Origin of the sequence: Nocardioides nitrophenolicus, from assembly GCF_016907515.1 — a bacterium.
Taxonomy (GTDB): Bacteria; Actinomycetota; Actinomycetes; order Propionibacteriales; family Nocardioidaceae; genus Nocardioides; species Nocardioides nitrophenolicus.
Genome location: NZ_JAFBBY010000001.1, coordinates 5,380,949 through 5,406,226 on the forward strand (window position 1 = coordinate 5,380,949; position 25,278 = coordinate 5,406,226).

Annotated in this window: 25 protein-coding genes and 4 tRNA genes; 22 read left to right on the forward strand and 7 right to left on the reverse strand. The window is 72.1% G+C overall.

The window, feature by feature from the left end:
* The first annotated feature begins 78 nt into the window (after positions 1-78).
* From JOD66_RS25760 to JOD66_RS25775, 4 genes are all read left to right on the forward strand, one after another.
* Complete coding sequence (locus JOD66_RS25760; protein ID WP_204839626.1) at positions 79-249, forward strand: hypothetical protein; 171 nt, start codon at positions 79-81, stop codon at positions 247-249.
* A 70-nt stretch (positions 250-319) separates the two neighbouring features.
* Positions 320-703 (forward strand): hypothetical protein, encoded by a 384-nt coding sequence (locus tag JOD66_RS25765; RefSeq protein ID WP_204839627.1) that lies wholly within the window; start codon positions 320-322, stop codon positions 701-703.
* A gap of 31 nt (positions 704-734) precedes the next feature.
* Complete coding sequence (locus JOD66_RS25770; protein ID WP_204839628.1) at positions 735-944, forward strand: hypothetical protein; 210 nt, start codon at positions 735-737, stop codon at positions 942-944.
* 554 nt (positions 945-1,498) lie between these two features.
* Positions 1,499-1,903 carry a YjbQ family protein gene (locus JOD66_RS25775; RefSeq protein WP_204839629.1) on the forward strand — a complete coding sequence of 135 codons (405 nt, stop codon included), beginning with the start codon at positions 1,499-1,501 and terminating at the stop codon, positions 1,901-1,903.
* A 197-nt stretch (positions 1,904-2,100) separates the two neighbouring features.
* On the opposite strand, the gene JOD66_RS25780 is transcribed toward JOD66_RS25775, so the two are convergent.
* Positions 2,101-3,465, reverse strand: coding sequence for an MFS transporter (locus tag JOD66_RS25780; RefSeq protein WP_204839630.1), 1,365 nt, complete (start codon positions 3,463-3,465; stop codon positions 2,101-2,103).
* A 54-nt stretch (positions 3,466-3,519) separates the two neighbouring features.
* On the opposite strand from JOD66_RS25780, the gene JOD66_RS25785 reads away from it, so the two are divergent.
* Both JOD66_RS25785 and JOD66_RS25790 read left to right on the forward strand, forming a co-directional pair.
* Entirely contained in the window at positions 3,520-3,990 is a 471-nt protein-coding gene (locus JOD66_RS25785) for a winged helix-turn-helix transcriptional regulator (protein ID WP_204839631.1), read from the forward strand.
* 1,806 nt (positions 3,991-5,796) lie between these two features.
* The gene (locus tag JOD66_RS25790; RefSeq protein WP_204839632.1) at positions 5,797-6,153 is read left to right on the forward strand and encodes a response regulator transcription factor; all 357 of its coding nucleotides are present in this window, start codon (positions 5,797-5,799) and stop codon (positions 6,151-6,153) included.
* Between the two features lie 544 nt (positions 6,154-6,697).
* Here JOD66_RS25790 and JOD66_RS25795 read toward each other — a convergent pair.
* From JOD66_RS25795 to JOD66_RS25805, 3 genes are all read right to left on the reverse strand, one after another.
* Positions 6,698-6,772 (reverse strand) — tRNA-Val (locus tag JOD66_RS25795).
* A 17-nt stretch (positions 6,773-6,789) separates the two neighbouring features.
* Positions 6,790-6,860, reverse strand: a tRNA-Cys gene (locus JOD66_RS25800).
* A gap of 50 nt (positions 6,861-6,910) precedes the next feature.
* Positions 6,911-6,983: transfer RNA gene (locus tag JOD66_RS25805), tRNA-Gly, on the reverse strand.
* A 144-nt stretch (positions 6,984-7,127) separates the two neighbouring features.
* Between JOD66_RS25805 and JOD66_RS25810 the strand changes: the two genes are divergently transcribed.
* Positions 7,128-7,955 (forward strand): aminotransferase class IV, encoded by an 828-nt coding sequence (locus tag JOD66_RS25810; RefSeq protein ID WP_204839633.1) that lies wholly within the window; start codon positions 7,128-7,130, stop codon positions 7,953-7,955.
* A 3-nt stretch (positions 7,956-7,958) separates the two neighbouring features.
* On the opposite strand, the gene JOD66_RS25815 is transcribed toward JOD66_RS25810, so the two are convergent.
* Positions 7,959-9,137, reverse strand: a complete 1,179-nt coding sequence (locus tag JOD66_RS25815; protein ID WP_204839634.1) for a GAF domain-containing protein — start codon at positions 9,135-9,137, stop codon at positions 7,959-7,961.
* 93 nt (positions 9,138-9,230) lie between these two features.
* Here JOD66_RS25815 and JOD66_RS25820 point away from each other — a divergent pair, with 93 nt between their 5' ends.
* Together JOD66_RS25820 and JOD66_RS25825 are read left to right on the forward strand one after the other, a co-directional pair.
* Positions 9,231-11,066 (forward strand): flavin-containing monooxygenase, encoded by a 1,836-nt coding sequence (locus tag JOD66_RS25820; RefSeq protein WP_204839635.1) that lies wholly within the window; start codon positions 9,231-9,233, stop codon positions 11,064-11,066.
* Positions 11,067-11,159: 93 nt separating this feature from the next.
* Positions 11,160-11,231 (forward strand) — tRNA-Val (locus tag JOD66_RS25825).
* Positions 11,232-11,304: 73 nt separating this feature from the next.
* On the opposite strand, the gene JOD66_RS25830 is transcribed toward JOD66_RS25825, so the two are convergent.
* The gene (locus tag JOD66_RS25830; RefSeq protein WP_204839636.1) at positions 11,305-11,769 is read right to left on the reverse strand and encodes a hypothetical protein; all 465 of its coding nucleotides are present in this window, start codon (positions 11,767-11,769) and stop codon (positions 11,305-11,307) included.
* 76 nt (positions 11,770-11,845) lie between these two features.
* Between JOD66_RS25830 and JOD66_RS25835 the strand changes: the two genes are divergently transcribed.
* On the forward strand, positions 11,846-14,464 hold the full coding sequence (locus JOD66_RS25835) for a PKD domain-containing protein (RefSeq protein WP_204839637.1): 2,619 nt from the start codon (positions 11,846-11,848) through the stop codon (positions 14,462-14,464).
* Positions 14,465-14,539: 75 nt separating this feature from the next.
* A complete protein-coding gene (locus tag JOD66_RS25840) occupies positions 14,540-14,815 on the forward strand; it encodes an excalibur calcium-binding domain-containing protein (protein WP_204839638.1) in 276 nt (91 codons plus the stop codon).
* 17 nt (positions 14,816-14,832) lie between these two features.
* On the opposite strand, the gene JOD66_RS25845 is transcribed toward JOD66_RS25840, so the two are convergent.
* Positions 14,833-15,384: a Dps family protein gene (locus JOD66_RS25845; RefSeq protein WP_204839639.1), complete on the reverse strand. Its 552-nt coding sequence runs from the start codon at positions 15,382-15,384 to the stop codon at positions 14,833-14,835.
* Between the two features lie 152 nt (positions 15,385-15,536).
* On the opposite strand from JOD66_RS25845, the gene thrS reads away from it, so the two are divergent.
* The 11 genes from thrS to JOD66_RS25900 all read left to right on the forward strand — a co-directional run bounded on the left by thrS (position 15,537) and on the right by JOD66_RS25900 (position 25,201).
* The gene (thrS, locus tag JOD66_RS25850; RefSeq protein WP_204839640.1) at positions 15,537-17,519 is read left to right on the forward strand and encodes a threonine--tRNA ligase; all 1,983 of its coding nucleotides are present in this window, start codon (positions 15,537-15,539) and stop codon (positions 17,517-17,519) included.
* A 3-nt stretch (positions 17,520-17,522) separates the two neighbouring features.
* Positions 17,523-18,518, forward strand: a complete 996-nt coding sequence (locus JOD66_RS25855; RefSeq protein ID WP_204839641.1) for a glycoside hydrolase family 25 domain-containing protein — start codon at positions 17,523-17,525, stop codon at positions 18,516-18,518.
* Between the two features lie 53 nt (positions 18,519-18,571).
* Positions 18,572-19,312 carry a TetR/AcrR family transcriptional regulator gene (locus JOD66_RS25860; RefSeq protein ID WP_204839642.1) on the forward strand — a complete coding sequence of 247 codons (741 nt, stop codon included), beginning with the start codon at positions 18,572-18,574 and terminating at the stop codon, positions 19,310-19,312.
* Positions 19,309-19,881 (forward strand): HIT family protein, encoded by a 573-nt coding sequence (locus JOD66_RS25865; RefSeq protein WP_204839643.1) that lies wholly within the window; start codon positions 19,309-19,311, stop codon positions 19,879-19,881. Before JOD66_RS25860 ends, JOD66_RS25865 begins: the two co-directional genes overlap by 4 nt.
* Positions 19,882-20,057: 176 nt before the next feature.
* The gene (gene pgsA / locus JOD66_RS25870; RefSeq protein ID WP_204839644.1) at positions 20,058-20,696 is read left to right on the forward strand and encodes a phosphatidylinositol phosphate synthase; all 639 of its coding nucleotides are present in this window, start codon (positions 20,058-20,060) and stop codon (positions 20,694-20,696) included.
* A gap of 31 nt (positions 20,697-20,727) precedes the next feature.
* Positions 20,728-21,621, forward strand: coding sequence for a pyridoxal 5'-phosphate synthase lyase subunit PdxS (gene pdxS / locus JOD66_RS25875; protein WP_204839645.1), 894 nt, complete (start codon positions 20,728-20,730; stop codon positions 21,619-21,621).
* A gap of 214 nt (positions 21,622-21,835) precedes the next feature.
* Positions 21,836-22,366, forward strand: coding sequence for an alternate-type signal peptide domain-containing protein (locus JOD66_RS25880; protein ID WP_204839646.1), 531 nt, complete (start codon positions 21,836-21,838; stop codon positions 22,364-22,366).
* Positions 22,367-22,389: 23 nt separating this feature from the next.
* Positions 22,390-22,944 carry a signal peptidase I gene (locus JOD66_RS25885; RefSeq protein WP_307823723.1) on the forward strand — a complete coding sequence of 185 codons (555 nt, stop codon included), beginning with the start codon at positions 22,390-22,392 and terminating at the stop codon, positions 22,942-22,944.
* Positions 22,945-22,960: 16 nt separating this feature from the next.
* Positions 22,961-23,659: a hypothetical protein gene (locus tag JOD66_RS25890; RefSeq protein WP_204839647.1), complete on the forward strand. Its 699-nt coding sequence runs from the start codon at positions 22,961-22,963 to the stop codon at positions 23,657-23,659.
* Positions 23,652-24,254: a SipW-dependent-type signal peptide-containing protein gene (locus JOD66_RS25895; RefSeq protein ID WP_204839648.1), complete on the forward strand. Its 603-nt coding sequence runs from the start codon at positions 23,652-23,654 to the stop codon at positions 24,252-24,254. Before JOD66_RS25890 ends, JOD66_RS25895 begins: the two co-directional genes overlap by 8 nt.
* Positions 24,254-25,201: a signal peptidase I gene (locus JOD66_RS25900; protein WP_204839649.1), complete on the forward strand. Its 948-nt coding sequence runs from the start codon at positions 24,254-24,256 to the stop codon at positions 25,199-25,201. The genes JOD66_RS25895 and JOD66_RS25900 overlap by 1 nt, the downstream gene beginning before the upstream one ends.
* The last annotated feature ends 77 nt before the right edge of the window (positions 25,202-25,278 follow it).

Here is a 25,278-nt window from a genome sequence, read left to right on the forward strand (position 1 = left end):
GGCGCCGACCGGGCAGACCTGGTGCCGGCGCGGCCACGCCACGCGACACCGCGGCCGGGAACCGGCAGTCTTGGCCGCATGGGGAGAGAGTTCGGACCGTGGGTGCGCCACGACTGGTGCCCGCGCTGCTACCGCCTGACCGAGCAGACCCGGTGGTACCGCCGGCTGCTGGGCGAGCCGCCCGACCAGCACGAGCGCCGGGTGCGCTGCAACGAGTGCTCCGCGGACCTGGGGCGCGCCGCGAGCTGACTCCGCCGGGTTGCCCTCCGCGGATCGGGTACTGCGCGTGCGTATCCGCATTCGAGGAGGAGGCACAGCCATGCACCGCAAGAGCACGGCCGAACAGCTGAGGCACGACCTGCGCGATCTCGTCGACGCCGTCGTGCCCGACGTCGAGTCCGCCGTCCACACCGTGGCGGAGAAGGCGCCACCGCTGATCCAGCAGGGCCGCGCGGCCGCCGCGGAGAAGGGCGCCCAGGCGGCCACCTCACTCGCCGGCCGGATCCCCGACCAGGTCCGCGACCGGCTCCCGGACCCGGTCGCCGACCGGCTGCCGACGCCGCGCCGGCGACGGGGCCGGACGCTGCTGCTCCTGGGCGCGCTGGGGCTGCTGGCGGCGGGGGCCGCGGCCGTCGTACGCCGTCGCGAGGCTGTCGCACCCCAGCGGATCGAGCCCGATCCGGAGGAGCCGAGCCGGACCTGACGCATTCGAACATGTGTTCTATCCTGGCTCCATGACGGGGGTGCGGCACGTATGGGTCCGGCTGGCGTTCGTGCCGGTCGAGCTGCCCGGACTGGTGCTGCACTGGCGCTCGACCGAGCGCGGCTGGGAGGGCCTGGTGTCGTACGTCGACCGCGAGGGCCGGGCGGTGACCGAGTGGCTCGCGGCGACCTCGCTGCGCCCGATCGGACCCGAGCAGCAGGCCGCGTCGCCGGGGCGCTGAGGGCGACCGGAACCGGTCGGCGTCATCTCGTCGATTCCGCCACATCCGGCGGTCCCGGCCACTACTCTCGGTCCCGGTTCCCCAACCACAGCGTGCCCGACGAACCCCACACTCGCCGGGCGCGAGGCGCCCTGTCCGGCCTGGCCGGACAGGGCGCTCCTGGTTGCCCGGCGCGGCGACGTGATCGCGATGGGTAAAGCCTTCGCGAAGTCGCTCCGGGGCGTCGCGGGTCGGTCCTAGGGTGAGTCTGGACCGGGCGAGTCTGGGGGATCGGGGCCCGGTCGGCGACGACGAAGGGATCCCGCGCATGTCGATCGTGCGACGTCCGCAGCTGCGCGTGGACTCCTGCGTCCCTCCTTCCCCGGCTCGTGGCTGTTCCCTGCGTCGAGCCGGCCGTGGTCAGGCGTCCCCACTCTGCCTGACCGCGGGCGGGTGCTTTCCGGGAGACCCCTGAGTGCCTGTCGGACCCGGCCTGCCGGGTGTCTGCTCCGCCGCGGGAAGAGCGCGCCCGCGGCGGAGCGGACGACGCCGCTCGGCTGGTCGATGATGGGTCCGTGGACACCGAGACCAGGACCTACCGCACCGGCGACCGTGACGTCGTCCTCGACCTGACCCGCGACTGCGCCGCCTTCGCCGCCGGCCGCGGCGACGGACTGCTGCACGTGTTCGTGCCGCACGCCACCTGCGGGCTCGCGATCCTCGAGACCGGCGCCGGCAGCGACGACGACCTGCTCTCCCTGCTGGGCACGCTGCTCCCCGCCGACGACCGGTGGCTGCACCGCCACGGCACCCGCGGGCACGGTCGCTCGCACGTGCTGCCGGCGCTGGTGCCGCCGTACGCGTCGGTGCCGGTGCTCGGCGGCAGCCTCGCCCTCGGCACCTGGCAGAGCATCTGCCTGGTCGACCTCAACGTGGACAACCACGAGCGGGAGGTGCGGTTCAGCTTCCTGGCGGGCTGACCGGCCCGGTCGGGAATGCGGCGGGCAGGGAGGTGGTTGCACCCGTCAGCTGGTCCGACTCATGCCCCCGGGCCTCACCCTTCGCCGCTCCGAGCGGCCACTCGCCGAGAGGCGGCTGACGGACCAGCGAGCAGCACCGCACAGCCACCCGCCGGGTAAGCCCCGGTCCGGGTGGCTGTGCGCGTTCCGGGGCTCGGTCAGGCGACCTCGCGCCGGCTCAGCGTGGTCAGGCCCGCGAGCGTGGCGGCTGCGGCGATCAACCACCAGCCGGGTGCGAAGCCGCCGCTGCCCGAGTGGCCCTGGAGCACCGCCACGAGCGCCGCGACGCCGAGGGCGATGCCGACCTGGCGTGCCGTCGACAGCACCGCCGAGCCGGTCGAGAAGCGGGACGGCGGCAGCTGGCTGGACCCGACGGCCATCGCCGTCGGCACGCACAGGCCGACGCCGAGGCCGGTCAGCAGCATGCCGGGCAGCAGGCTGCCGGCGTACGTCGAGGTCGGGTCGACGAGCACCGCCCAGCTCGCGACGCCGGCCGCGAAGACCAGGCTGCCGAGGGTCAGGACGCGGTGCGCGCCGAGGCGGGCGGCGAGCCGGCCGGCGCGGGAGGCGACGAGGGGCACGAGCAGCGGCCCGGGCGCGACGCCGAGCCCGGACTCGAGGGCGGAGAAGCGCCAGACGTCCTGCTGCCAGAGGATGACCGACAGCAGCATGGCGCCGAAGGCGACGTGGAACACCAGCAGGTAGACGCTCATCGGCGCGAAGTGCGGCACCCGGAGCAGCGCGAGGTCGACGATCGGACGCTCGCCGCGCACCACCGAGAGCGCGGTCGCCGCGATGCCCGCGGCCGCGACCGCGAAGGCGCTCAGCGTGCCCGCGGACGTCCAGCCCCACTCCGAGCCGTTGACCAGCCCGCCGACCAGCGCCGCCACGCTCACCACCAGCAGCAGTGCGCTGCCGAGGCCGGGGCGGGCGTCGGCGTGCCGCGGGGTCTCCGGCAGCACCCGCAGTCCGACGGCGATCGCGATCAGCCCGGTGGGGATGTTGATGAGGAACACCCAGCGCCAGTCGGCGTGCACGAGCAGACCGCCGACCACCGGTCCCAGTGCCGCGCCGAGACCGCCGAGCCCGGCCCACAGGTGCACCGCACCCGCCCGGCGCTCCGGCGGCGTGGCCGCGAGGACGACGCCCAGCGACGAGGGGATCATCAGCGCCGCGCCCACGGCCTGGCCGACCCGGAAGCCGACGAGCGCGCCGAGGCTCGGGCTGGTCGCGCACAGCGCGGAGGCGAGCACGAACAGGGCGAGCCCGGCCAGGAAGACCCGCTTGCTGCCGAAGTGGTCGCCGAGCCGTCCGGCCGGCACCAGCAGGGCTGCGAACGCGATCGTGTAGGCGTTCAGCACCCACGAGAGGTCCGCGAGGCTGGTGACCCCGACCGCTCGCGCGATGTCGCCGAGCGCGACGTTCACGATGAACAGGTCGAAGCCGGACAGCAGGACGCCGACGGCGACGACCGGCATGACGAGCCGGTCGGTCGACGTACGCGGCGTGGTTAGTTGTGTCATGCAACGGACTCTAGGAGAAGTGCGTTTCGTGAAGCAACTGACTACTCTCGTGGCATGCGCCGCACCAGCTTCGCCGACATGAACTGCTCGATCGCCCAGAGCCTCGAGGCCGTAGGGGAGTGGTGGACGCTGCTGATCCTCAGGGACGCGATGATGGGCGTGACTCGCTTCGACCAGTTCCAGGCCCGGCTCGGCATCGCCCGCAACGTGCTGACCACCCGCCTCCAGTCCCTGGTCGACCACGGCATCCTCGCCGAGGTGCAGTACCAGGAGCGCCCGCCGCGCTTCGAGTACGTGCTCACCGCGAAGGGTGGCGAGCTGTGGACGGTGCTCACCATGCTGCGCCAGTGGGGCGACCGGTGGTCGGCGCCGGCCGGCGTACCGGTCGAGGCGGTGCACGACGCGTGCGGCCACGTCACCCGGGCCCGCCTGGTCTGCTCGGAGTGCGGTGAGCCGCTGCGCGGTGGCGAGCTCACGCTGCGGCACGGGCCGGGCGCGCCGGAGGGCGGGGTCCTGCCGGCCTGAGTCCCGTCGGAGCGGCGGGTCCCGTCGGGTCGTCGTACCCGGCATTCAGGTTGCCGATCCGTCGATTCCGCGACCCGGACGCCGGGTACGACGCGGGGGCCGGATCGGCGGACGAGCCGCCCCGCACCTCGGAAGACCAGAACCGATGAATCGCGAACCCGGGGAGGCCCGGGTGGGCCGCGCGCTACAGCGTCCGCGACCATGAGCGCCATGGCTGACCGGCAGGGCGACTCCGACGATCCCCCGGAACCCGCGGGTTCGGCGGACCTCGCGTCGGATCCGACGGGAGAGACCCGGATCCGTGCCAAGATCCGCGGCCTCCTCGCACGCGCCCGCGAGCGGCAGCGAGGGTCGGACGTGGCGGGCGACGTGGGCGATCGCGACTGCGGCTGCCACCGGGCGTACCACGAGCTCGGGGTGCATGCGCCCGGCTGGGACGAGAGGAGGCCGTGAGGGCTGCCGTCCGGGAGCTGTCGGAATGGCGAGGGGCGGTGCGGGTATCGGACGTGACGAGTCGGTCGCTGCTCCTCGTGGTTGCCGGCAAGACCCTGGCCGGGCAGGGCCTTGCGGAGCTCGGTCCGGTTGGGGGCGACTGGCGATGTCGCGGCACCTCGCGCCACCCCCTACTCGATCGAGCGGCTCATCGACGCGGGGCCGATTGGAGGCTGGCCGCGCCGTCCGGGTCGGCACGTGTCGTGCCGTTACACGCATGGGGCTCGCTCGGATCCGTGTGCCTTCCTGCGCCGCGGTCGTTGTCGTCCTGGTGATCGCTCTCACGGGATGCGGCGAGGACGAAGCGCGGGCGGGGGCCCGTCGCACGATGCCCCGAAGGCCATGGGCGCGGAGCTGATCGGAACACCGAGATCTGGGTGCGATGGCCCGTGGTCGTGCGCGTCCCCGAGAGCGGCGCCGAACCCAACGCCCCACTGGTCTGCCTGCGGTGACCGGTGATCCGGGAGTGCGGTCGACAGGCCGACGAGTAGGGCGAACGGTCAGGCGTCTGGGGTGGTATCGACCGACGCCGGCTCAACTAGAGCCCTGTCACCCTGACCCCGGCACGCGACTCCGGTTCGTGCCGGGTGAATGCGGCGCAGTGACGGCGTCGTCGCCACTTCTATGACTCGATCCCGCCGACTGGGACTCGATGCCGGCCGACTGTGAGTTGTCGGCGACCGCGTGCTCAGCTCTTCGGGCCGGCAAGGTGACATATCTCTTAGGGCAGCCTATCCTATAGGCAGCCTTCGGGCTGCGGCCAGGCCTTGTCCACCTGCTCGACTCCTGAGGATTGAGGTCGAGCGGGTTCGGTCGGGCCGCGCTGGGAACTGAATTAAGGAGCAGCCCCCCAGCAGGGGCGGCTAGGGCCCCACCCCGGCCGCCCCACCTCAAGCTTCATCCTTCTTGTCGGGCGGCGAGCGGCCGTCGAGGTTGACACCGGTGTGCATTGCGAGGACTGTCGAGGGACAAGTCTTCGAGCTGCAGCAATCTTGTCGGTCGCGATCGACGTTCCGGTCGCCAGGGCCGGGGGCGTGCCTGAGCCGGGGTCGAACTCCCGACCGTCAGGACCGGTGGGCCCATGTCCCTCGAACGAGCGATGCGCATCACGATCGTCGATGACCACGTGCTCTTCGCCGAAGCCGTGGCGCTCACCTTGGAGCACCACGGCTACTCAGTTCGGTGCGTCGATCTCGCAGGGCCCCGCGCAAGCTGGTGGCGCCATTGGCCGCCTCGGGGGCAGTGGTCGTCGTGCTCACCGCGAGCCTCAGCCGCCCCGAGTGGGGCGAGTGCCTGCATCGAGGAGCCCGAGCGGTGCTCTTGAAGTCGTCGTCGTTGAGCCAGATCGTCGGCGCCGTGCGGCGCACGCGCGATGGCCTTGCATTGATGCCGGCCGCGGACCGTGCTGAGCTGATCGAGGTCGCGGCCCGGCACCGGTCGGACAACCGTGACATCTTAGGCCGTCTCGAGCGGCTGACGCGTCGGGAGGCAGAGATTCTCGGGTCGTTGATGCGGGGGAACCCGGTTCGTGAGATCGCTCGGGCAAGGGTGGTCTCGGAGGCTACCGTTCGTAGCCAGGTGAAGATGATCCTTGCCAAGCTCGAGCTGACGTCGCAGCTGGCCGCGGTCGGCGCCGCGCACAAGGTCGGCTGGCGCTGTCCCCGGCCCTGAGCCGGTACGAGCGGCGCGGGCAGCAGGCTCTGCGGCCCCAGGTTCCTGCCGGTGACCGACCGCAGTCGGGGACGAGCCCACCCGTCCTTCCGTCTGCGGCCGCGCCGACGTCCTGCAGGAGGCGCATCGACTGAGTCGGCGATACTCACGACGCGGGCCGGTATCCGGGAACCGCTTCACCATACGAGCGGAAGGCGAGGGGGCGCGGCGATGGCCGCACGGACGGCGACGCTGGCCGGGGAGTTGGCGGCGCTCCGGGCGAAGGTCGACCAGACCAACGCCCACCTCGCAGTGATCGAAAGTACCGGCCGACGCCGAAGCCGCCGCCGCCCAGACGATGAGGTTGGTGTGATTCAACCGGCCATGTTCTGGCTCTGGTGGAACTCCAACGTGCACCACGGTGGGCAGATGAGTGCCGGCGAGTGCTGAGTGATAGTCATCGGAACGCCAATCCGATCCGGGGCGTCCGATGCATCCGATGCACCGAGGAAAGCGAAACCGCCCGTGACTCTGCGTTTTCGCAGGTCACGGGCGGGTTTGATGCTGGTGGGCGATACTGGGTTTGAACCAGTGACCTCTTCCGTGTCAAGGAAGCGCGCTACCGCTGCGCCAATCGCCCTTGTGGAGTTGTCTGTGAGGTGGGTACGGGATTTGAACCCGTGTACACGGATTTGCAGTCCGTTGCCTCGCCTCTCGGCCAACCCACCGCGGCGGCCCTACACACTGGCCTGGTCAGGCAGTGGGTCTGACCACTCCGAGCGGACGACGAGGCTCGAACTCGCGACCTCAACCTTGGCAAGGTTGCGCTCTACCAACTGAGCTACGTCCGCATCGCACTGCGTTGCTGGCCTTTCGGCCCGCCCTGCGGTGCGTTGAGAACAGTAGCCGATTGCGTGAACGGCGCCAAAACCGGGGTCCACTTCCGGCATGTCGGCGCCTGCGTCGGGCGGGCGGGGGCCTTCTACGCTGGCTCCATGCGCGTGTGGATCAACGGCCGAGTCCTGTCCGACCCGAGGGAGCCGGTGGTGCCGGTGACCGATCACGGCCTGACGGTGGGGGATGCGGTGTTCGAGGCGGTCAAGGTCGTCGGGGGGCGGCCGTTCGCGCTGGGGCGGCACCTGGAGCGGCTGGAGCGGTCGGCGGCGGGGCTGGGGTTGGTGGGCCTCGCCATCGATGACGTACGCCGAGGCGTGGCCGCGGTGCTCGAGGGCGAGCCGTTGCCGCTGGGCCGGCTGCGGATCACGGTCACGGGCGGCAACGCGCCGCTGGGCAGTGGTCGGGGTGAGGACCCGTTGACGACGATCGTGGTGGCGGCGCCGATGGAGCCGGCGCCGGAGACGACGGCGGTGATCACGGTGCCGTGGCCGCGCAACGAGCGGGGGGCGCTGGCGGGCCTGAAGACGACGTCGTACGCCGAGAACGTGGTCGCGCTCGCCGCGGCGCGCGAGAAGGGGGCGAGCGAGGCGGTGTTCGCGAACCTGGCAGGGCACCTGTGCGAGGGGACGGGGACGAACGTCTTCTACGTCGTCGACGGCGAGGTGCGCACGCCGACGCTGGCGAGCGGCTGCCTGGCGGGGGTGACCCGGGCGCTGGTGCTGGAGTGGTTCGGTGCGACGGAGGTCGACGAGCCGATCGAGGTGGCGGCGACGGCGGACGAGGTGTTCCTGGTCTCGACGACCCGCGACGTGCAGGGCGTGCACCGCTGGGACGACCGCGAGCTGCCGGCACCCGGCCCGGTCACGCAGCGGGCGGCGCAGGTGTGGCGCGAGCGCGAGGCGGAGCTGCTCGGCCTGGACCGCTGAGGGTCATCGGGGCGGGGCGCCGACCACGCTCAGCGAGACGCCCTCGCCGAGCCGGTACGGATTGGTCGCCAGCAGGGCGCCGAGGACCCGCCGCATCCGCGAGATCTCGGCACGCACCGTGACCTGGCGCTCGCCGTCGCCGTACAGCACCTGGCTGAGCGTCCCGGCCGACACCCCGGCCGGACCGGCGGCGGCGATGGCCGCGAGCAGCTCGGCGTGGCGGGGCGTGAGTGCGACCCGCCACGGCGACTCGCCGCCGCGCACCTCGAGGGTCGCGGGGGAGGCGTCGAGGTCGAGCACGGCCGAGAGCACGCGCCCGGACGAGGACGGCCGGATCAGCCACCCGCCGCGGAGCCGTTCGGGCAGGCACAGCCCGAGCCCGGGTACGGCGAGCGCCCGGTCGGGCTGCGGCGCCGCGACCCGGTCACGCACGGCGACGCCCTGGTGGGCGGCGACCCAGCCGTGGTCGTCGACGACGAGGAGGGGGCCGTTGGCGCCGGAGAGCAACGGCTCCGCCGTCCGGCGCAGCTGGTCGAGCCGCTCCTCGTGGTGCCGCCACAGCCGGGCCTCGGCGAGCCGGACGGACGCGGTCACCAGGGCCTCGATCGCCGGGTGCAGGGTGAGCGCGGGTCCGCTGACGTCGACGATGCCGAGCAGGGTGCCGTCGATCGGGTCGTGGATGGGGGAGGCGGTGCAGTACCAGGGCACCTGGGCGTTCTCGAAGTGCTCGGCCGAGAACAACTGCACCGGCGCGGCCTCCGCGAGCGCGGTCCCGATCGCGTTGGTGCCGACGGCCTGCTCGGTCCAGGTGGCGCCGTCGGTGAACCCGAGCCCGTCGGCCTGCCGCTTGACCCGCGGCGAGCCGCTGCGCCACAGCACGACGCCCTCGGCGTCGGCCACCACGACCAGGTAGTTGGACGCGTCGGCGGCGCTGAGCAGCAGCTCGCGGATCTCGTCGATGACCAGCGAGAGCCGCGACCTGCGCCGCCGCTCCTCGACGTCCGAGGGCGGCAGCGGGTCGCGGCCGTTGCGCCCGTCGGGGTCGATCCCGAGGCTCAGCACCCGGGTCCACGAGCGCGCCACCACGGCCCGCGGCCGCTCGGGCGGCGCGGAGCCGGAGAGCACCGCGTCGTGGATCCGGACCAGGTCGCGGGCCCGCATCGCGAGGTCGTGCGTGGCCATGGGTCCACCGTAGGCGCTGCCGTGTGATCGAGGCCACATGCAACAACGTGCAACGGTTCCCGGCCGTAGCGGTCGCGAGGTCGACTTCTCGGCATGACCCAGCTCGACGACCGGCCCGTCGCCACGGCCGACACCGACCCCGAGATCGACCCCGCCACCGCCTGGTTCGCGGCCTTCGAGGACGCCCTCGTCGCCCGTGACATCGACCGGGCCGCCGGCCTGTTCGCCGCGACCAGCTTCTGGCGCGACCTGATCGCCTTCTCCTGGAACCTGACGACCGTCGAGAACCCCGACGGCGTCGCCGACCTGCTCACCGCGACCCTCGACCGGGTCGACCCACGCGGCTTCCGGCTCACCGAGCCGGCCGACACCGCCGACGGCGTCACGACCGCCTGGTTCGAGTTCGAGACGTCCGTCGGACGCGGTCGCGGCCTGGTGCGGGTGGTGGACGAGGACGGCCCGAAGGCGTGGACCTTCCTCACCACGCTGTACGAGCTCAAGGGCCACGAGGAGCCCAAGGGAGTACGCCGACCGATGGGCGCCGAGCACGGCGCCACCAAGGAGCGCGTGACCTGGCTGGAGAAGAGGCAGGCCGAGGACGCCGCGCTCGGCGTCGACACCCAGCCCTACGTCCTCGTCGTCGGCGGTGGCCAGGGCGGCATCGCGCTCGGCGCCCGGCTGCGCCAGCTCGGCGTACCGGCGCTCGTCATCGACAAGCACCCGCGTCCCGGAGACCAGTGGCGCAACCGCTACAAGTCGCTGTGCCTGCACGACCCGGTCTGGTACGACCACCTGCCGTACCTCAAGTTCCCGGAGAACTGGCCGGTCTTCGCGCCCAAGGACAAGGTCGGCGACTGGCTGGAGTTCTACACCCGGGTGATGGAGGTGCCGTACTGGTCGAACACCGTCGCCACCGCCGCGTCGTACGACGAGGGCGCGGGGGAGTGGACCGTCCACCTCGAGCGCGAGGGCAGGCCGCTCGTGCTCAAGCCCACGCACCTGGTGATGGCGACCGGGATGTCCGGCAAGCCCAACATCCCGTCGTTGCCGGGCGCGGACGTGTTCCAGGGCGAGCAGCACCACTCCTCGCAGCACCCCGGCCCGGACGCGTACGCCGGCAAGAAGGTCGTCGTGATCGGCAGCAACAACTCGGCGTTCGACATCTGCGGCGCGCTGTGGGAGACCGGCGCCGACGTGACCATGGTGCAGCGCTCCTCGACCCACATCGTCAAGAGCGACACCCTGATGGACATCGGCCTCGGCGACCTCTACTCCGAGCGGGCGCTCGAGGCCGGCGTGACGACGGAGAAGGCCGACCTGATCTTCGCGTCGCTGCCGTACAAGATCATGCACGAGTTCCAGATCCCGCTCTACGACAAGATGCGCGAGCGCGACCAGGACTTCTACGACCGGATGGCCGCCGCCGGCTTCGAGCTCGACTGGGGCGACGACGGGTCCGGGCTGTTCATGAAGTACCTGCGCCGTGGCTCGGGCTACTACATCGACGTCGGCGCCGCCGAGCTGGTGGCGAGTGGCGACGTCAAGCTCGCGCACGGTCAGGTCGACCACCTGACCGAGACGTCCGTCGTCCTGGTCGACGGCACCGAGCTGCCGGCCGACCTGGTCGTCTACGCCACCGGCTACGGCTCGATGAACGGCTGGGCCGCCGACCTGATCAGCCAGGAGGTCGCGGACAAGGTCGGCAAGGTCTGGGGCCTCGGCTCCGACACGACCAAGGACCCGGGCCCGTGGGAGGGCGAGCAGCGCAACATGTGGAAGCCGACGCAGCAGGAGAACCTCTGGTTCCACGGCGGCAACCTGCACCAGTCGCGGCACTACTCCCTCTACCTCGCGCTGCAGCTCAAGGCCCGCCACGTCGGCATCGACACCCCGGTGCACCGGCTCCAGGAGGTCCACCACCTCGGCTGAGCGTCCGGGGCGTGTCTGGGGGCACCCCGATGTGAACCGCGGTCGCGAGATGCGTTAGAGTCTCCGACCGCGGTTCCTATCGGTTCCGTGTCCGGGCGATTGGCGCAGTGGTAGCGCGCTTCGTTCACACCGAAGAGGTCACTGGTTCGAACCCAGTATCGCCCACCGGACGGAGATCGGCCCCTGACCTGCGAAGCGCAGGTCAGGGGCCGTTCTGCTTCGGCCGCACCCGCGCCGGCTACTCCGCCTCGGGCCGGCCGTTGCTGATGATGAGCGGCCACTCCTCGTGGGCCAGCACCTGGCGGATCGACTCGTCCGCGGGCGACTCGCCGTCGTAGGGGATGACCAGCGTGGCCTCGTCGTTGACCGCGGCGAGCTGCTCCGGCTCGGCCGGGAGCGAGGCGCTGGCCAGGAGGCGGGCGCCCTCGATCGAGGCCGGGAGCTCGTCGGCGGCGACGTCCAGTCCCGCGAGCGTCTCCTCCCAGGCGTGCACGCCGACGGTGACCACGCCGTCGTCCAGGGTGCGCTCGGTCCAGGCGTCGGTCGCGAGGACGTAGAGCACGTCGTCGCCCTCGTGGCCGACGTCGCCCAGGCGTACGACGGCCCGGTCGCCGGGCGGCCCGTCGGCATCGACGAGCAGGGTCAGCTCGGGGACGTCCGGGCGCTCGGGATCTCCGCCGACGACCCATCGCAGCTCTGGCACGGGGACAGGGTAGTGGCCGGGCCTTCACCGAATCGGGGTATGCGCGCGACCCGGTGCCCTTCCTACTGTCGAAGCCATGAAGCTCCCCGCCGCGGCGGCCGTCGTGCTCGGCGCGACCAGCCTGGTCCTGGTGCCGACGTCGCCGCCGGCCGGGGCGGCCGTCCCGACCGTCGTGGCGAGCCTGGTGCAGAACATCTCGACGGCGGCCTGGGCGACGCCGCTGCCCGATCCGGCGGGCATCACCTACCTGCCGGGGCGGGACCACTTCCTGATCTCCGACTCCGAGGTCGACGAGACGCCGATCTACCAGAACGCCAACATCCTCGAGACGACCCGGACCGGGACGATCGTCGACCGCGGCGTCACGTCGGCGTACAGCCACGAGGCGGCGGGCATCGCGAGCAACCCGTCGAACGGGCACGTGTACGTCTCCGACGACGACCAGTTCCGGGTGCACGAGATCACGACCGGGGCCGACGGACGCTACGGCACCGCCGACGACGGGCACACCTCGATCAGCACGGCCGCGTTCGGCAGCACCGACCCGGAGGACGTGACCTACTACCCGCCGACGGGGGAGCTGTTCGTCCTCGACGGCGCGGACAACGACGTGCACCGCGTCTCGCCGGGACCGGACGGGATCTTCGACGGCGTGGCGCCGACGGGGGACGACACGGCCACCGAGTTCGACGTCCAGCGCTACGGCGCGGAGGACCCCGAGGGCATCGGCTACCACCCCGGCCGCGGGACGCTCGTGGTCGTCGACAGCACCTCGGACCGGATCTACGAGCTCAACCGGGACCTGGTGCTGGTCTCCCAGATCGACATCGGGGTGACCAACCAGCGGTTCGCGGCGGGGGTGGCGGTGGCGCCGGCGAGCAACGACCCGAGCCGGTACGACTACTACGTCGTGGACCGCGGCGTCGACAACGACGCGAACCCGAGCGAGAACGACGGCCGGCTCTACGAGGTGCGTGCGGACCTGCCGCCGATCGGCAACCTGGCACCGGTGGTGGACGCCGGAAGGGACGCGCCGCTCGAGGTCGGTACGCCGATCGACCTCGCCGCCGCCGTGCGCGACGACGGGCTCCCCGCACCGGCGACGGTGCGCTGGACCCAGGTGTCGGGGCCGGGACAGGCCGCGTTCAGCACACCCACCCAGCCGCGGACCAGTGCCAGCTTCGCGACGGCGGGCAGCTACGTGCTGCGCGCGACCGCGTCCGACGGCGAGCTGTCCGGCTCCGACGACGTCGCGATCACGGTCGTCGCCCGCGGGGCGCCACGACCGCTCGACACCCCCGTGGCCAAGGCGTTCGACGACGTCGAGCAGCGACCGACCGGGTACGCCGACTGGCTCGGCTCGACCCTGAACCTGCCGAACGCGGGGACCACCACCCAGACCATCGGCATCCGGTTCGCCGACCTCGCGGTGCCGGCGGGCGCGACGATCACCGAGGCATGGATCCAGTTCGCGGCCAGCGGCTCCACCAGCGGCACGACCACGATGCAGGTCCGCGGCATCGCCGCCGACGACACCCCGACCTTCACGACCTCGTCGACGACGGTGAGCTCGCGGCCGCGGACCACGGCACAGGTCGGGTGGAGCCCACCGGCGTGGACGTCGGGGCAGCGGGGCGCGGCCCAGCGGACCCCGGACCTGCGCACGATCGTGCAGGAGGTCGTCGGCAGGGCCGGGTGGCGACAGGGCGGTGCGCTGGCGTTCGTGCTGACCGGCACCGGCGAGCGGCGCGCGTCCTCGCACGACGGCGCGACCGCGCCCGTGCTGCACCTCGCCTACACCGTGCCGCAGCAGCAGGACGCGCCGCCCAGCGCCGCGTTCACCGCCACCTGCAGTGCGCTCACCTGCAGCTTCGACGGCTCGGGCTCCGCTGACGCGGAGGGACCGCTCGCCTCGCTGCAGTGGTCCTTCGGCGACGGCGGCACCGCGAGCGGTCCGTCCGCCCAGCGCGCCTATGCCGCACCCGGCAGCTACGACGTCACCCTCGTCGTCACCGACTCCGCCGGCCAGACCGCCACCGTGACGCACCCGGTCACCGTCGGCGACAGCACGCCGATCGGGTTCCGGGCCCTCGCCCGGACCAATGTCAACGCGACGGCGCCGTCGGTGACGGTGCCGGCCGTCGTCCGGGACGGGGACGCGTTGCTGCTCTTCGCGACCCTCAACGTCACCACTCTCACGGTGACGCCGCCCGCGGGGTGGACCCAGCTGGCCGACGTGGTCACCGGCTCGCAGCGCACCCTGCTGTGGCGCCGGGTCGCGACCGCGAGCGACGCCGGGACCCCGGTCGGCCCGCAGCTCAGCGGGTACGCGAAGGTGGCGCTCCAGCTCGCGGCGTACGCCGGCGCCTCGAGGACCACCCCCGTCGCGCTGGTCGCCACCCGCGGTGACCCCGCCAACACCGTCGACCACCCGACGCCCGCGGTCGCGGTGACCGGCGCCGGCCGCTGGCTGGTGTCGTACTGGGCCGACAAGTCCTCGGCGACCACGGACTGGCGCCCGCCGCCGGGCGTGACGGTGCGCGACGAGACCATCGGCACCAGCGGCGGTCACGTGGACGCGCTGCTCGCCGACGGCGGGGGCCCCGCGCCCGAAGGCGCGGCGCCCGCGCTCACCGCCACGACCGACGCCGCCAGCCGGGCCACGACCATCACGGTGGTGCTGCAGCCCGGCTGAGCCTCGGCGGGACGAGGGTCCCGATCTGCCGCGTTCGCCGGACAGCGCGGCTGCCCGCGCCTAGGCTCCCGCGCCATGAAGAGCCCCCGACTGACCGCTGTCCTCGTCACCGCCGCGCTGCTCGCGCCGGCCTCGCTCGCGCTGGCCGGCCCGGCCGACGCGGCCGCGCCGAAGACCTACCGCAACTGCACGGCGCTGAACAAGGACTACCCGCACGGTGTCGGCAAGCCGGGCGCGGTGGACAAGACGTCGGGGACCAAGGTCACCAACTTCACCCGCAACGCGAAGCTCTACAAGGCCAACGCCAAGAGCGACCGCGACAAGGACGGGATCGCCTGCGAGAAGGCCTGACCGGGCTCAGCCCGCCATCAGGCGTCCGCGGCGGCGTCCTTCTCCGTCGAGTCGCCCGCCGTGCTCAGCCGGCCGCCGGTGTCCTCCAGGTGCGCGCGGACGAACCAGTGGAAGAGCTCGAGCTGCTCGGTCTGCCCGATGAACATGTCCTGGGTGACCAGGTCGAGGTCGTCGAGCTCCTTGATCCCGTCCCGGTACGTCGAGATGACGCCCTGGTAGACCACGTCGAGGGCGGCGAGGTGCTGCTGCGTGGTGGCGCGGCCGATGTCGTAGTCGTCCCACGCCCGCCGGCCGACCAGGCCGCCGGGCGTGCCCTGCGGCGAGCCGCCGAGGGTGGCGATCCGCTCGGCGAGGGCGTCGGCGAAGCCGCGGACGGTGTCGACCTGGGGGTCGATCATCTCGTGGACGGCGATGAAGTGCGGCCCGACGACGTTCCAGTGCACGTGCTTGAGCGTGAGGTGCAGGTCGGTGCACGCGTCGAGGCGGCTCTGGAGCAGCTCGACGACGCGGGCGGCCGTCTTCTCGTCGAGTCCGGGCGTGGTGAAGTGCAGGGTCGGAGTGGATGCCATGGTCCCTCGGTACGCCGTCGGCGCCGGTTCAGACGGGGCACGACGAGGTCGGCGAACTGGCGCGCGGCGCGGCCCACCCGATCGGTACGATCGGGAACCGGCGCGCCGACCGGTCGCGCCGCCACCCGTGAACCACCCGAGGGAGTCCTTCCGTGCCCGACATCAAGGTCGCCGTACTCAGTCCTGACGCACGCCAGGAGCAGTCGGTCGCCACGGGCACGAAGGCCTGGGAGCTGTTCCGCGACGACGCCGACGTGATCGCGGCCCGCGTGGGCGACCAGCTCAAGGACCTCTCCTACGAGCTGGCCGACGGCGACGAGGTCGAGGGCGTCCTGATCGGCAGCCCCGACGGCCTCGACATCCTGCGCCACTCCACCGCCCACGTGCTGGCCCAGGCGGTGCAGCAGGTGTTCCCGGAGGCGAAGCTCGGCATCGGCCCGCCGATCCAGGACGGCTTCTACTACGACTTCGACGTAGCGACCCCGTTCGTGCCCGAGGACCTGGTCAAGCTCGAGTCCGCGATGCGCAAGATCATCAAGGAGAACCAGCGCTTCGAGCGCCGGGTCACCACCGACGACGACGCGCTGGTCGAGCTCGCCGACGAGCCGTACAAGGTCGAGCTGATCGGTCTCAAGGGCAACGCCGGCGAGGCGGCCGAGGGGGCGAGCGCCGAGGTCGGGGCCGGCGAGCTGACCATCTACGACAACGTCAACCGCAAGGGCGAGGTGGCCTGGAAGGACCTGTGCCGCGGCCCGCACCTGCCGACCACCAAGCGGATCCCGGCGTTCAAGCTGATGCGCAGCGCGGCGGCGTACTGGCGCGGCGACGAGAAGAACAAGCAGCTCCAGCGCATCTACGGCACCGCCTGGCCGAGCAAGGACGAGCTCGACGCCCACCTGCACCGCCTCGAGGAGGCCGAGCGCCGCGACCACCGCAAGCTCGGCCGCGAGCTGGACCTCTTCTCGTTCCCCGACGAGATCGGCTCCGGCCTGCCGGTGTTCCACCCCAAGGGCGGCGTGATCAAGCGGGAGATGGAGGACTACGTCCGCCGGCGCCACATCGAGGAGGGCTTCTCCTATGTCGGCACCCCCCACATCTCCAAGGACGGCCTGTTCCACACCTCCGGCCACCTGCCGCACTACGCCGACACCATGTTCCCGCCGATGGAGTTCGAGGGCGCGAACTACCAGCTGAAGGCGATGAACTGCCCGATGCACAACCTGATCTTCAGCAGCCGCGGCCGCTCCTACCGCGAGCTGCCGCTGCGGCTCTTCGAGTTCGGCAGCGTCTACCGCTACGAGAAGTCCGGCGTGATCCACGGCCTGACCCGGGTGCGCGGCTTCGCCCAGGACGACTCCCACTCCTACTGCACCCCCGAGCAGGCGCCGGCCGAGGTCAAGCACCTGCTCGACTTCATGCTGAGCGTGCTGCGCGACTTCGGCCTCGACGACTTCTACCTCGAGCTGTCGACGCGCGACGACAGCAAGGCCGACAAGTTCATCGGCAGCGACGAGGACTGGGCCACCGCCACCGCGATCCTCGAGCGGGTCGCCACCGAGTCGGGCCTCGAGCTCGTCCCCGACCCGGGCGGCGCGGCGTTCTACGGCCCGAAGATCTCGGTCCAGGCCAAGGACGCGATCGGCCGCACCTGGCAGATGGGCACGGTCCAGTACGACTTCAACCAGCCGGCGCGCTTCGGCCTGGAGTACACCACCTCCGACGGCTCCAAGCAGCAGCCGGTGATGATCCACTCGGCGAAGTTCGGCTCGATCGAGCGCTTCCTCGGCGTGCTCGTCGAGCACTACGCGGGCGCCTTCCCTCCGTGGCTCGCGCCGGTCCAGGTCGTGGGCATCCCGGTGGCCGACGCCTTCACCGACTACCTCTACGAGATCACGAACCAGCTCAAGGCGCGGGGCATCCGGGTCGAGGTCGACGAGTCCGACGACCGGTTCCAGAAGAAGATCCGCAACGCCCAGCTGCAGAAGATCCCGTTCATGCTCATCGCCGGCGGCGAGGACGCGGAGAAGGGAGCGGTCAGCTTCCGCTACCGCGACGGTCGCCAGGACAACGGCGTGCCGATCGACGAGGCGGTCGCCCGGGTCGTGGCCGCGGTCGAGTCCCGCGAGCAGGTCTGAGTCATGCTCGGCGCCGGTCGTCGGAGGGCGCTCGGCTGCGCCACGGTCGCGCTGGCCGGCGTCCTGACGGCCTGCGGCGGGTCGACGACGACCGGCGCGCCCCCGCGCCCGCCGGTCAGTACGCCGACCGCCACCGACACCGCGGTCGACGGCGCACCCGCCGGCGACGCGGGCGATCCGGGCGCGGATGCGAGCGACCTGGCCAAGCTGGCCGAGGAGGCCGCCCGCAACGCCGGGCAGCGTCCGACCAGCGACATCGCCCCGCGCGACGGTGAGGTGCTCGGCGGCGACGTGAGCTGGCCGCAGTGCCCGCCGGGCATGGGCATCCCCGAGAAGCAGGGCAAGGGCCTGCCGATGCCGCTGCCCGAGGCGCAATACGTCGTCCTCGGGCTGACCAACGGCCCCGGCTTCACGCCCAACCCGTGCCTCGCCGACCAGGTCGCCTGGGCCAAGGACAACGACGTGCTGGTCTCGGTCTACGCCGTGTCGAGCTACCCGAGCGCGGCCACGCTGAAGAAGTACGGCGCCGACGGGCCCTACGATGCGTCCGACCGGCTCGGCCGGCTGCGCAACGTCGGCTACCAGCAGGCCCGGTTCAACATCGGCACCATGGGCCAGGTCGGCCTGGTCAGCCCGATCGTGTGGATCGACATCGAGCCGGTGCCGAACTTCGACTGGAGCTCCGACCTGCGGGCCAACGCCGCGGTGATCGAGGGCGTGGCCCGCGGCTACACCGACGCCGGGTTCGCGATCGGCGTCTACTCCACCCCGGCGCTCTACCGCCGGGTCGTCGGCGAGCTGAGCCTCGGCGGCGTCCCCGAGTGGCGCGCCGCCGGCCAGACCTCGCGCGCCGAGGCGCTCAACCGCTGCGGACCCGACTGGTCGATCCAGGGCGGCACGGCCGTCATGGGACAGTGGGTGGAGCAGCAGCGCGACCAGAACCTGACGTGTCCGGGGATCGCGGCCGACCTCGGCCGCTGGTTCCACCGGTTCGCGTGAGGGGGACCGGGCGGCGTGCGTGGGGACATCGTGGGACGTGAGAGGGTTTGCCAATGACCTCGGAGGGTGTGGGCACCGAGCCGCTCGACGGGCGTCGGCGACGCTGGCAGGAGCACAACCAGGTGCGTCGCCAGGTGATCATCGACGCGGCGATCGCCGTACTCGAGCGCCAGACGCCGGGTGAGGAGGTCCAGGTCCAGGCGGTCGCCGACCAGGCGGGGATGAGCCGGACCGTGATCTACCGGCACTTCGAGGACCGCTCGGACCTCGACCGGGCCGTCCAGCGGGCGATCTGCGAGCAGGTCGGCAACGAGCTGCTGCCCGCGCTGTCCTACGACGGCACCCCGGACCAGATCATCCACCGCATCGTGGGCAGCTTCGTGCGCTGGGCCGAGGCCCACCCCACGCTCTACTGGTTCGCCGAGCGCGACCTGTCCGGCTGGGGGCCGAGCCCGCTCGGCGAGGCGGTCAAGCAGGTCGCCGAGGGGATCGAGGGGATCATGGCGATCGTGGTCGCCGCGCTGGGCGTCGAGCTCACCGACGACGACCGCGCGGCCCTCGACCCGTGGGTCTTCGGGATGATCGGCGCCGTCTTCGCCGCGGTGCGCCGCTGGCTGGAGCGCGAGGTGCGCGAGCCCGGGATCGAGGCCTGCATCTCGATCCTGTCGGAGTCGATCTGGCTGCAGATCAACGGGATGGCGCTCTCGCGGGGCCTGAACCTGCCCGACCTCCCGGTCGCCGACCTGCTCCAGATGCTCGGTCCCTCCGACGGCGCTCCCGAGGGCGGCGCATGAGCCCGGACGTGGGGGAGGCCGGGGCCTCCGGCGCCACCAGCCCCGACGGGCTGGACCGGCTGTGGACCCCCCACCGGATGGCCTACGTCCGGGGCGAGGCCGACGACCCCGCGGAGGAGCCGGCCCACGCCGAGCCACGCCCGGCCTGCCCGTTCTGCCGGATCACGCCGGACCCCGCCACCTCGACCGACGACGAGCTGGTGGTGGTCCGTGGGCGCACGGCGTACGTCGTGCTCAACCTGTACCCCTACAACCCCGGCCACCTGATGGTGCTGCCGTACCGCCACGTCGCCGACTACCTCGACCTCACCGACGAGGAGACCGACGAGGTGACCGCGCTGACCAAGGCCGCGCTGCGCACCATCCGCGTTGTCTCTCAGCCCCACGCGTTCAATGTCGGGCTGAACCTCGGCGGCGCCGCCGGCGGCTCGCTGTCGGGCCACCTCCACCAGCACGTCGTCCCGCGGTGGTCGGGCGACGCGAACTTCATGACGGTGATCGGTGGCACCAAGACCCTGCCGCAGCTGCTGGGCGAGACCCGGGATCTGCTGGCTGTCGCCTGGGCCTAGTCACCCTCGATCCGCCGCAGGGTGGCGTGGCGAGCGTCGGCAGACGGGCGTGATGGCAAGACGCAGGCGCGAGGGTGGTCTGGGTGCACCATCGAGCGTCTGCAACGCAGCCAGCGCACCCGTATGTCGGCGCTCGGTAGTCACCCTGCGGGGGATCGAGGGTATGTTCCTGACCCGTGTTGGAGCGCTTCAAGGAGTTCTGGGCCGGGACCGTGCTGCACCCTGTGGTGCGGCTGTTCATCCGGCTGGGCATCAGCCCCGACGCGGTCACCCTCGTCGGCACGCTCGGCGTCAGCGCCGGAGCGCTGATCTTCTTCCCGCAGGGTGAACTGCTCATCGGCGTGCTGTTCATCACCGCGTTCGTGTTCAGCGACCTGATCGACGGGCGGATGGCGCGCGAGACCGGGCGGGTCTCGAAGTTCGGCGCGTTCTGGGACTCCACGCTCGACCGGATCGGCGACGGCGCGATCTTCGGCGGCCTGGCCCTCTACTTCGCCGGCACCGGCGAGGACCAGGGCGACAGCTACCTCTACCTGTGCGTGACCCTCTGGTGCCTGGTGATGGGCTCGGTCACCTCCTATGCCCGGGCCCGCGCCGAGTCGCTGGGGATGGACGCCAAGGGCGGGCTCGCGGAGCGCGCGGACCGGCTGGTCTCGATCCTGGTGATGACCGGGCTCGGGGCACTCTTCGACCTCCCGATCCTGATGTACGTCACCTTGTGGGCGCTGGCCATGGCGAGCACGTACACGGTCGTGTTCCGGGTGCTGAAGGTACGTCGCCAGGCGCTCGCGTCCGAGGGTCAGTCCCCCGCGTAGCGACCCGGCTCGCCGCCGTACGATTGGTCACATGAGCGAGCAGCAGGAGCACGGCACCACCCGGGTCAAGCGCGGCATGGCCGAGATGCTCAAGGGCGGCGTCATCATGGACGTGGTCACCCCCGAGCAGGCCAAGATCGCCGAGGACGCCGGCGCGGTCGCGGTGATGGCGCTGGAGCGGGTGCCGGCCGACATCCGCGCCCAGGGCGGGGTGTCGCGGATGAGCGACCCCGACATGATCGACGGCATCATCGCCGCGGTCTCGATCCCGGTGATGGCCAAGGCCCGGATCGGGCACTTCGCCGAGGCTCAGGTGCTGCAGTCCCTGGGGGTGGACTACATCGACGAGTCCGAGGTGCTGACCCCGGCCGACTACGCCAACCACATCGACAAGTGGGACTTCACGGTCCCCTTCGTGTGCGGTGCGACCAACCTGGGCGAGGCGCTGCGCCGGATCACCGAGGGTGCGGCGATGATCCGCTCCAAGGGCGAGGCCGGCACGGGCGACGTGTCCAACGCGGTGACCCACATGCGCACCATCCGTGCCGAGATCCGCCGCCTCGGCGCGCTGGCTGACGACGAGCTGTACGTCGCGGCCAAGGAGCTGCAGGCGCCCTATGACCTGGTGGTCGAGGTGGCGCGCACCGGCAAGCTGCCGGTGGTGCTGTTCACCGCGGGCGGCATCGCCACCCCGGCGGACGCGGCGATGATGATGCAGCTCGGCGCGGAGGGCGTGTTCGTGGGCTCGGGCATCTTCAAGTCCGGCAACCCGGCCCAGCGGGCCGAGGCGATCGTGAAGGCGACGACCTTCCACGACGACCCCGACGTGGTGGCCAAGGTCTCCCGGGGCCTGGGCGAGGCCATGGTCGGCATCAACGTCGACGAGCCGGCCCGCTCGATCCAGTTCGCCGAGCGCGGCTGGTGATCTCGGGCGGGCCACCCGCCCTCCCGCACGACCCATCGAGGCCGTGGTCCCGGAACCGGGACCACGGCCCGGTTCTTTACGGGACCAAAGTCCCGATTCTCCGGACGTGCCGTGCCGGAGTGTGATCCCCTTCGTTCTGGATCACGGGGCGCTTCCTGCCCCCTGGCCATCACGACCAGACCTGGGGACAACAGGCATGGGGACTGGAGATTCGATGAAGAAGACGACGAAGGGCGCGTTCGCGGCGGGAACCGCGGCCGTGCTGCTCATGGGTGGTGCGGGCACCCTGGCCTACTGGACCGACAACGACACCGTCGGCGGCGCCACCATCACCAGCGGACACCTGACGCTCGACGCGTCGGCCTGCCAGGGCAACACCGGCTGGCAGCTCGACGGCGGCACCGCGTTCAACCCGTCCAGCGACACCCTGATCCCGGGTGACACGCTGACCAAGACCTGCAACGCGGTCGTGAACGTCAAGGGCACCCACTTCGCCACGGTCGACATCCAGGCGACCGGGCCCAACGGCGCGCTCGCGGCGCCGTGGGACGAGCTGACCGTCGCGGCCACCGTGAGCGGCTCGCCGACGGGTGCCAACGGCGTGGCGGTGAACCAGGGCGCCAACAACGTCCCGGTCTCGATCACGGTCACCTGGCCCTACGGCACGGTCGCTGACAACGACCTCAACGGCGACCTGTCGAAGGTGCTGCAGGACATCGTGATCACCGCGGTCCAGAAGCACTAGGGACGATCGCTCTCGGCCGGACCGTGTTCGCCTGGATCAGGCAGGTCGTCGCCTGGCTGGTGATCCTCGGTGTCGTGGCCGTCCTGGCGGTCGCGGTCGTCGTACCGCGACTCGCCGGGGCGACGCCGTACACCGTGCTCACCGGCTCGATGCGTCCGACCTACCCGCCTGGGACCCTGGTCGTCGTCAAGCCGGTCGACGTCGCCGACCTCCGGGCCGGGGACGTCATCACCTATCAGCGCGAGTCAGGGGAGGCCGCGGTGGTCACCCACCGGGTGGTCTCCGTCGGCAGCCGGCTGAACGGCGACCTGGTCCTCACGACCCAGGGCGACGCCAACGGCGTGGCGGACCCGCCGGTCCGGCCGATCCAGGTGCGGGGCCGGCTCTGGTACGCCATTCCCTACCTGGGCTACGTCAACAGCGCGCTGAGCGGTCGGCAGCGTGAGGTCGCCGTCCTGGCGGTCTCGGGCGCGCTGATCGGCTACGCGGCGTTCATGTTCGCCGGCGCCCTGCGGGACCGCCGCCGCTCCGCCCGCGGCGCGCACCGCTCCACCACCACTACCAGCACCGTCAGCTGACCGAAGGAAGGTCTCCATGATCCGCCGCCTCGCCTCGCTCGTGGCCGCAGCCGTGCTGGCTGTCGTCGCGGCCGTGGCGATGGCCGGGCCGGCGTGGGCGGACGACGAGATCGGGCTGAGCAGCGACGGGGTCACCTGGGTGCACCAGCTGACCACGCCGCTGTACGACCCCGGCTTCGCGTGGGTGCCCGGCGACGTGGAGGAGCGCTCCTTCCGGGTCCGCAACGACGGTCCGTCCGCCGGCGAGCTCACCGTGCAGGTGGTCGCCCAGGACCCGCAGGCGCTGCTCGCCTCGCCCGACTTCCTGCTCGAGGCCCGGGTCGGGTCGGGAGCCTGGGTCGAGGTGGGCGCGGGTGTCACGCCGCTGCAGAGCGCGGTGCTCGACGTACCCCGCGGCGCGCAGACGAGCGTCTCGGTGCGCGGCACCTTCCGGCCCGAGGCGACCGCGGGCATGGACGCGATCGCGCCGTTCGAGGTGCGGGTCACCCTGTCCGAGGACGGCGACGTCGCCGGCCAGCAGGAAGGCAAGGGCGGCGGCAAGGGCGGCAAGGGCGACCAGGGGGAGGTCGGTGGTGAGGCGAGCGGGCTCCCGGACACCGGCTCGCCCGTCGGCACCGGGCTGATCTGGCTGGCGGCCGGCCTGATCGGCGCCGGCCTCGCGCTGGTCCGTCCGCGTCGCGAGCGCGACGACGAGAGCGTGGTGACCCATGGCTAGCGGCCAGCACCGCGCACCGCGGGCCCGTTGGTTCGGCCGGGGCCGGACCCGCGCCCTGCTGTCGGCGGGCCTCCTGCTGGGAACCGGGGCGGTGGCGACCTCGGCGTACTGGACCGACAAGGAGACCGTGCCCGGTGTGACCGTGCACAGCGGCGCCCTGCACATCGACCTGCCGGGCTCCAACCGGGTGCGCAACGAGACCTACGCCTGGTCCGGCTTCGACCTCACCGGCATCGCCGCCAACGGGTCCCGGGTCGCGACCCTGGTCGTCAGCAACCACAGCGACCCGCGGCTGTCGTTCTCCTACGACGTCAAGGCCGAGGCCGCGGACGTGGGGAGCGGCAACCTGGCCGCCGCGCTGCGGATCAGGGTGTGGCGGGGCGGCGTGACCACGCCCCCCAACCCGACCTGCACCGGCACCCAGATCGCCGGCCCCGGAGCCAGCACCTTCCCCTTCAACCAGCCGGCCGGAGCGAACATCGCCCCCGGCGGGTCGCAGACGCTGTGCGTCGAGGTGTCGCGGACGGGCGCCGCCGTCAACGCCGGCTCCCAGGCGACCCTGACCTTCACCTTCCCCGCGAAGCAGGTGCCGTGATGACCTCCACGACGCGGGTCGCCCGCGAGGCGCTGCTCTGGGTCGGTGGCATCCTCGGGGCGCTCTGCCTCCTGTCGCTGCTCGCCGGCTGGGCGCTGCAGGCGACCCCGCTGGTCTTCTCCTCGGCGTCGATGAGCCCGGCGTACGACGCGGGTGCGCTGGGCATCGCGCGCCAGGTCGACGCGACCGACCTCGCCGTCGGCGACGTGGTCAGCGTCCACGAAGCCACCGGCTCCCGGGTCACCCACCGGGTGGTCGCGATCGAGGCGCGCGGCAAGCGCGCCCTGCTCACCCTGCGCGGCGACGCGAACGAGGTGCCCGACGCCCAGACCTACCTGGTCGGCTCGGCCGACCGGGTCGTCCTCGGCGTCCCGTACGCGGGCTACGTGCTCAACGCCGCCGCGAGCCCGTTCGGCCTCGCCGCGGCGGCGGTAGTGGCGACCGGCGCGCTGCTGGCCGGCTTCGGGCGCGGCCGGCGGCTGGTGCCGGTCGGCCTGGTCGCCACGGTGGTCGCCGGCGTCGGCCTCGGTGCGACGGGCGTAACGCCGTGGGCCTTCACCTCGGCGTACTGGACCGACTCGGCGAAGGCGACCGTGACCGCCACGGCACCGGCTGGCCCGGTGATCAGCTGCGTCCGCAACGCCAACGAGACGATCACGCTGTCGTGGACCAAGACCAACAGCGCCTACACCTATGACTGGATCAAGCTGGCGCCGGGCGGCGGAGCGACGAGCAGCAACGACATCTCGCCGACCTCCGGCTCCGGACTCGGCGCGGCCACGGCCGTCAACGGCACCGTGTCGTTCACCCTGACCTCGACGAAGCCGGGCACCACGAGCTGGGACATCGTCGTCACCACGAAGCAGGGCGGCTCCGCACTCGGCTCGACGACCCAGCAGATCGGCGCGCAGGGCAGCCACGGGTTGTACTGCAGTTACCAGAACTGATCCGGACCCGCTGAACCGGTCGCCGCCCGGCGACGGACCGGCATGACCAGCGTCGCCCGACCCACCCCTAGGATCGG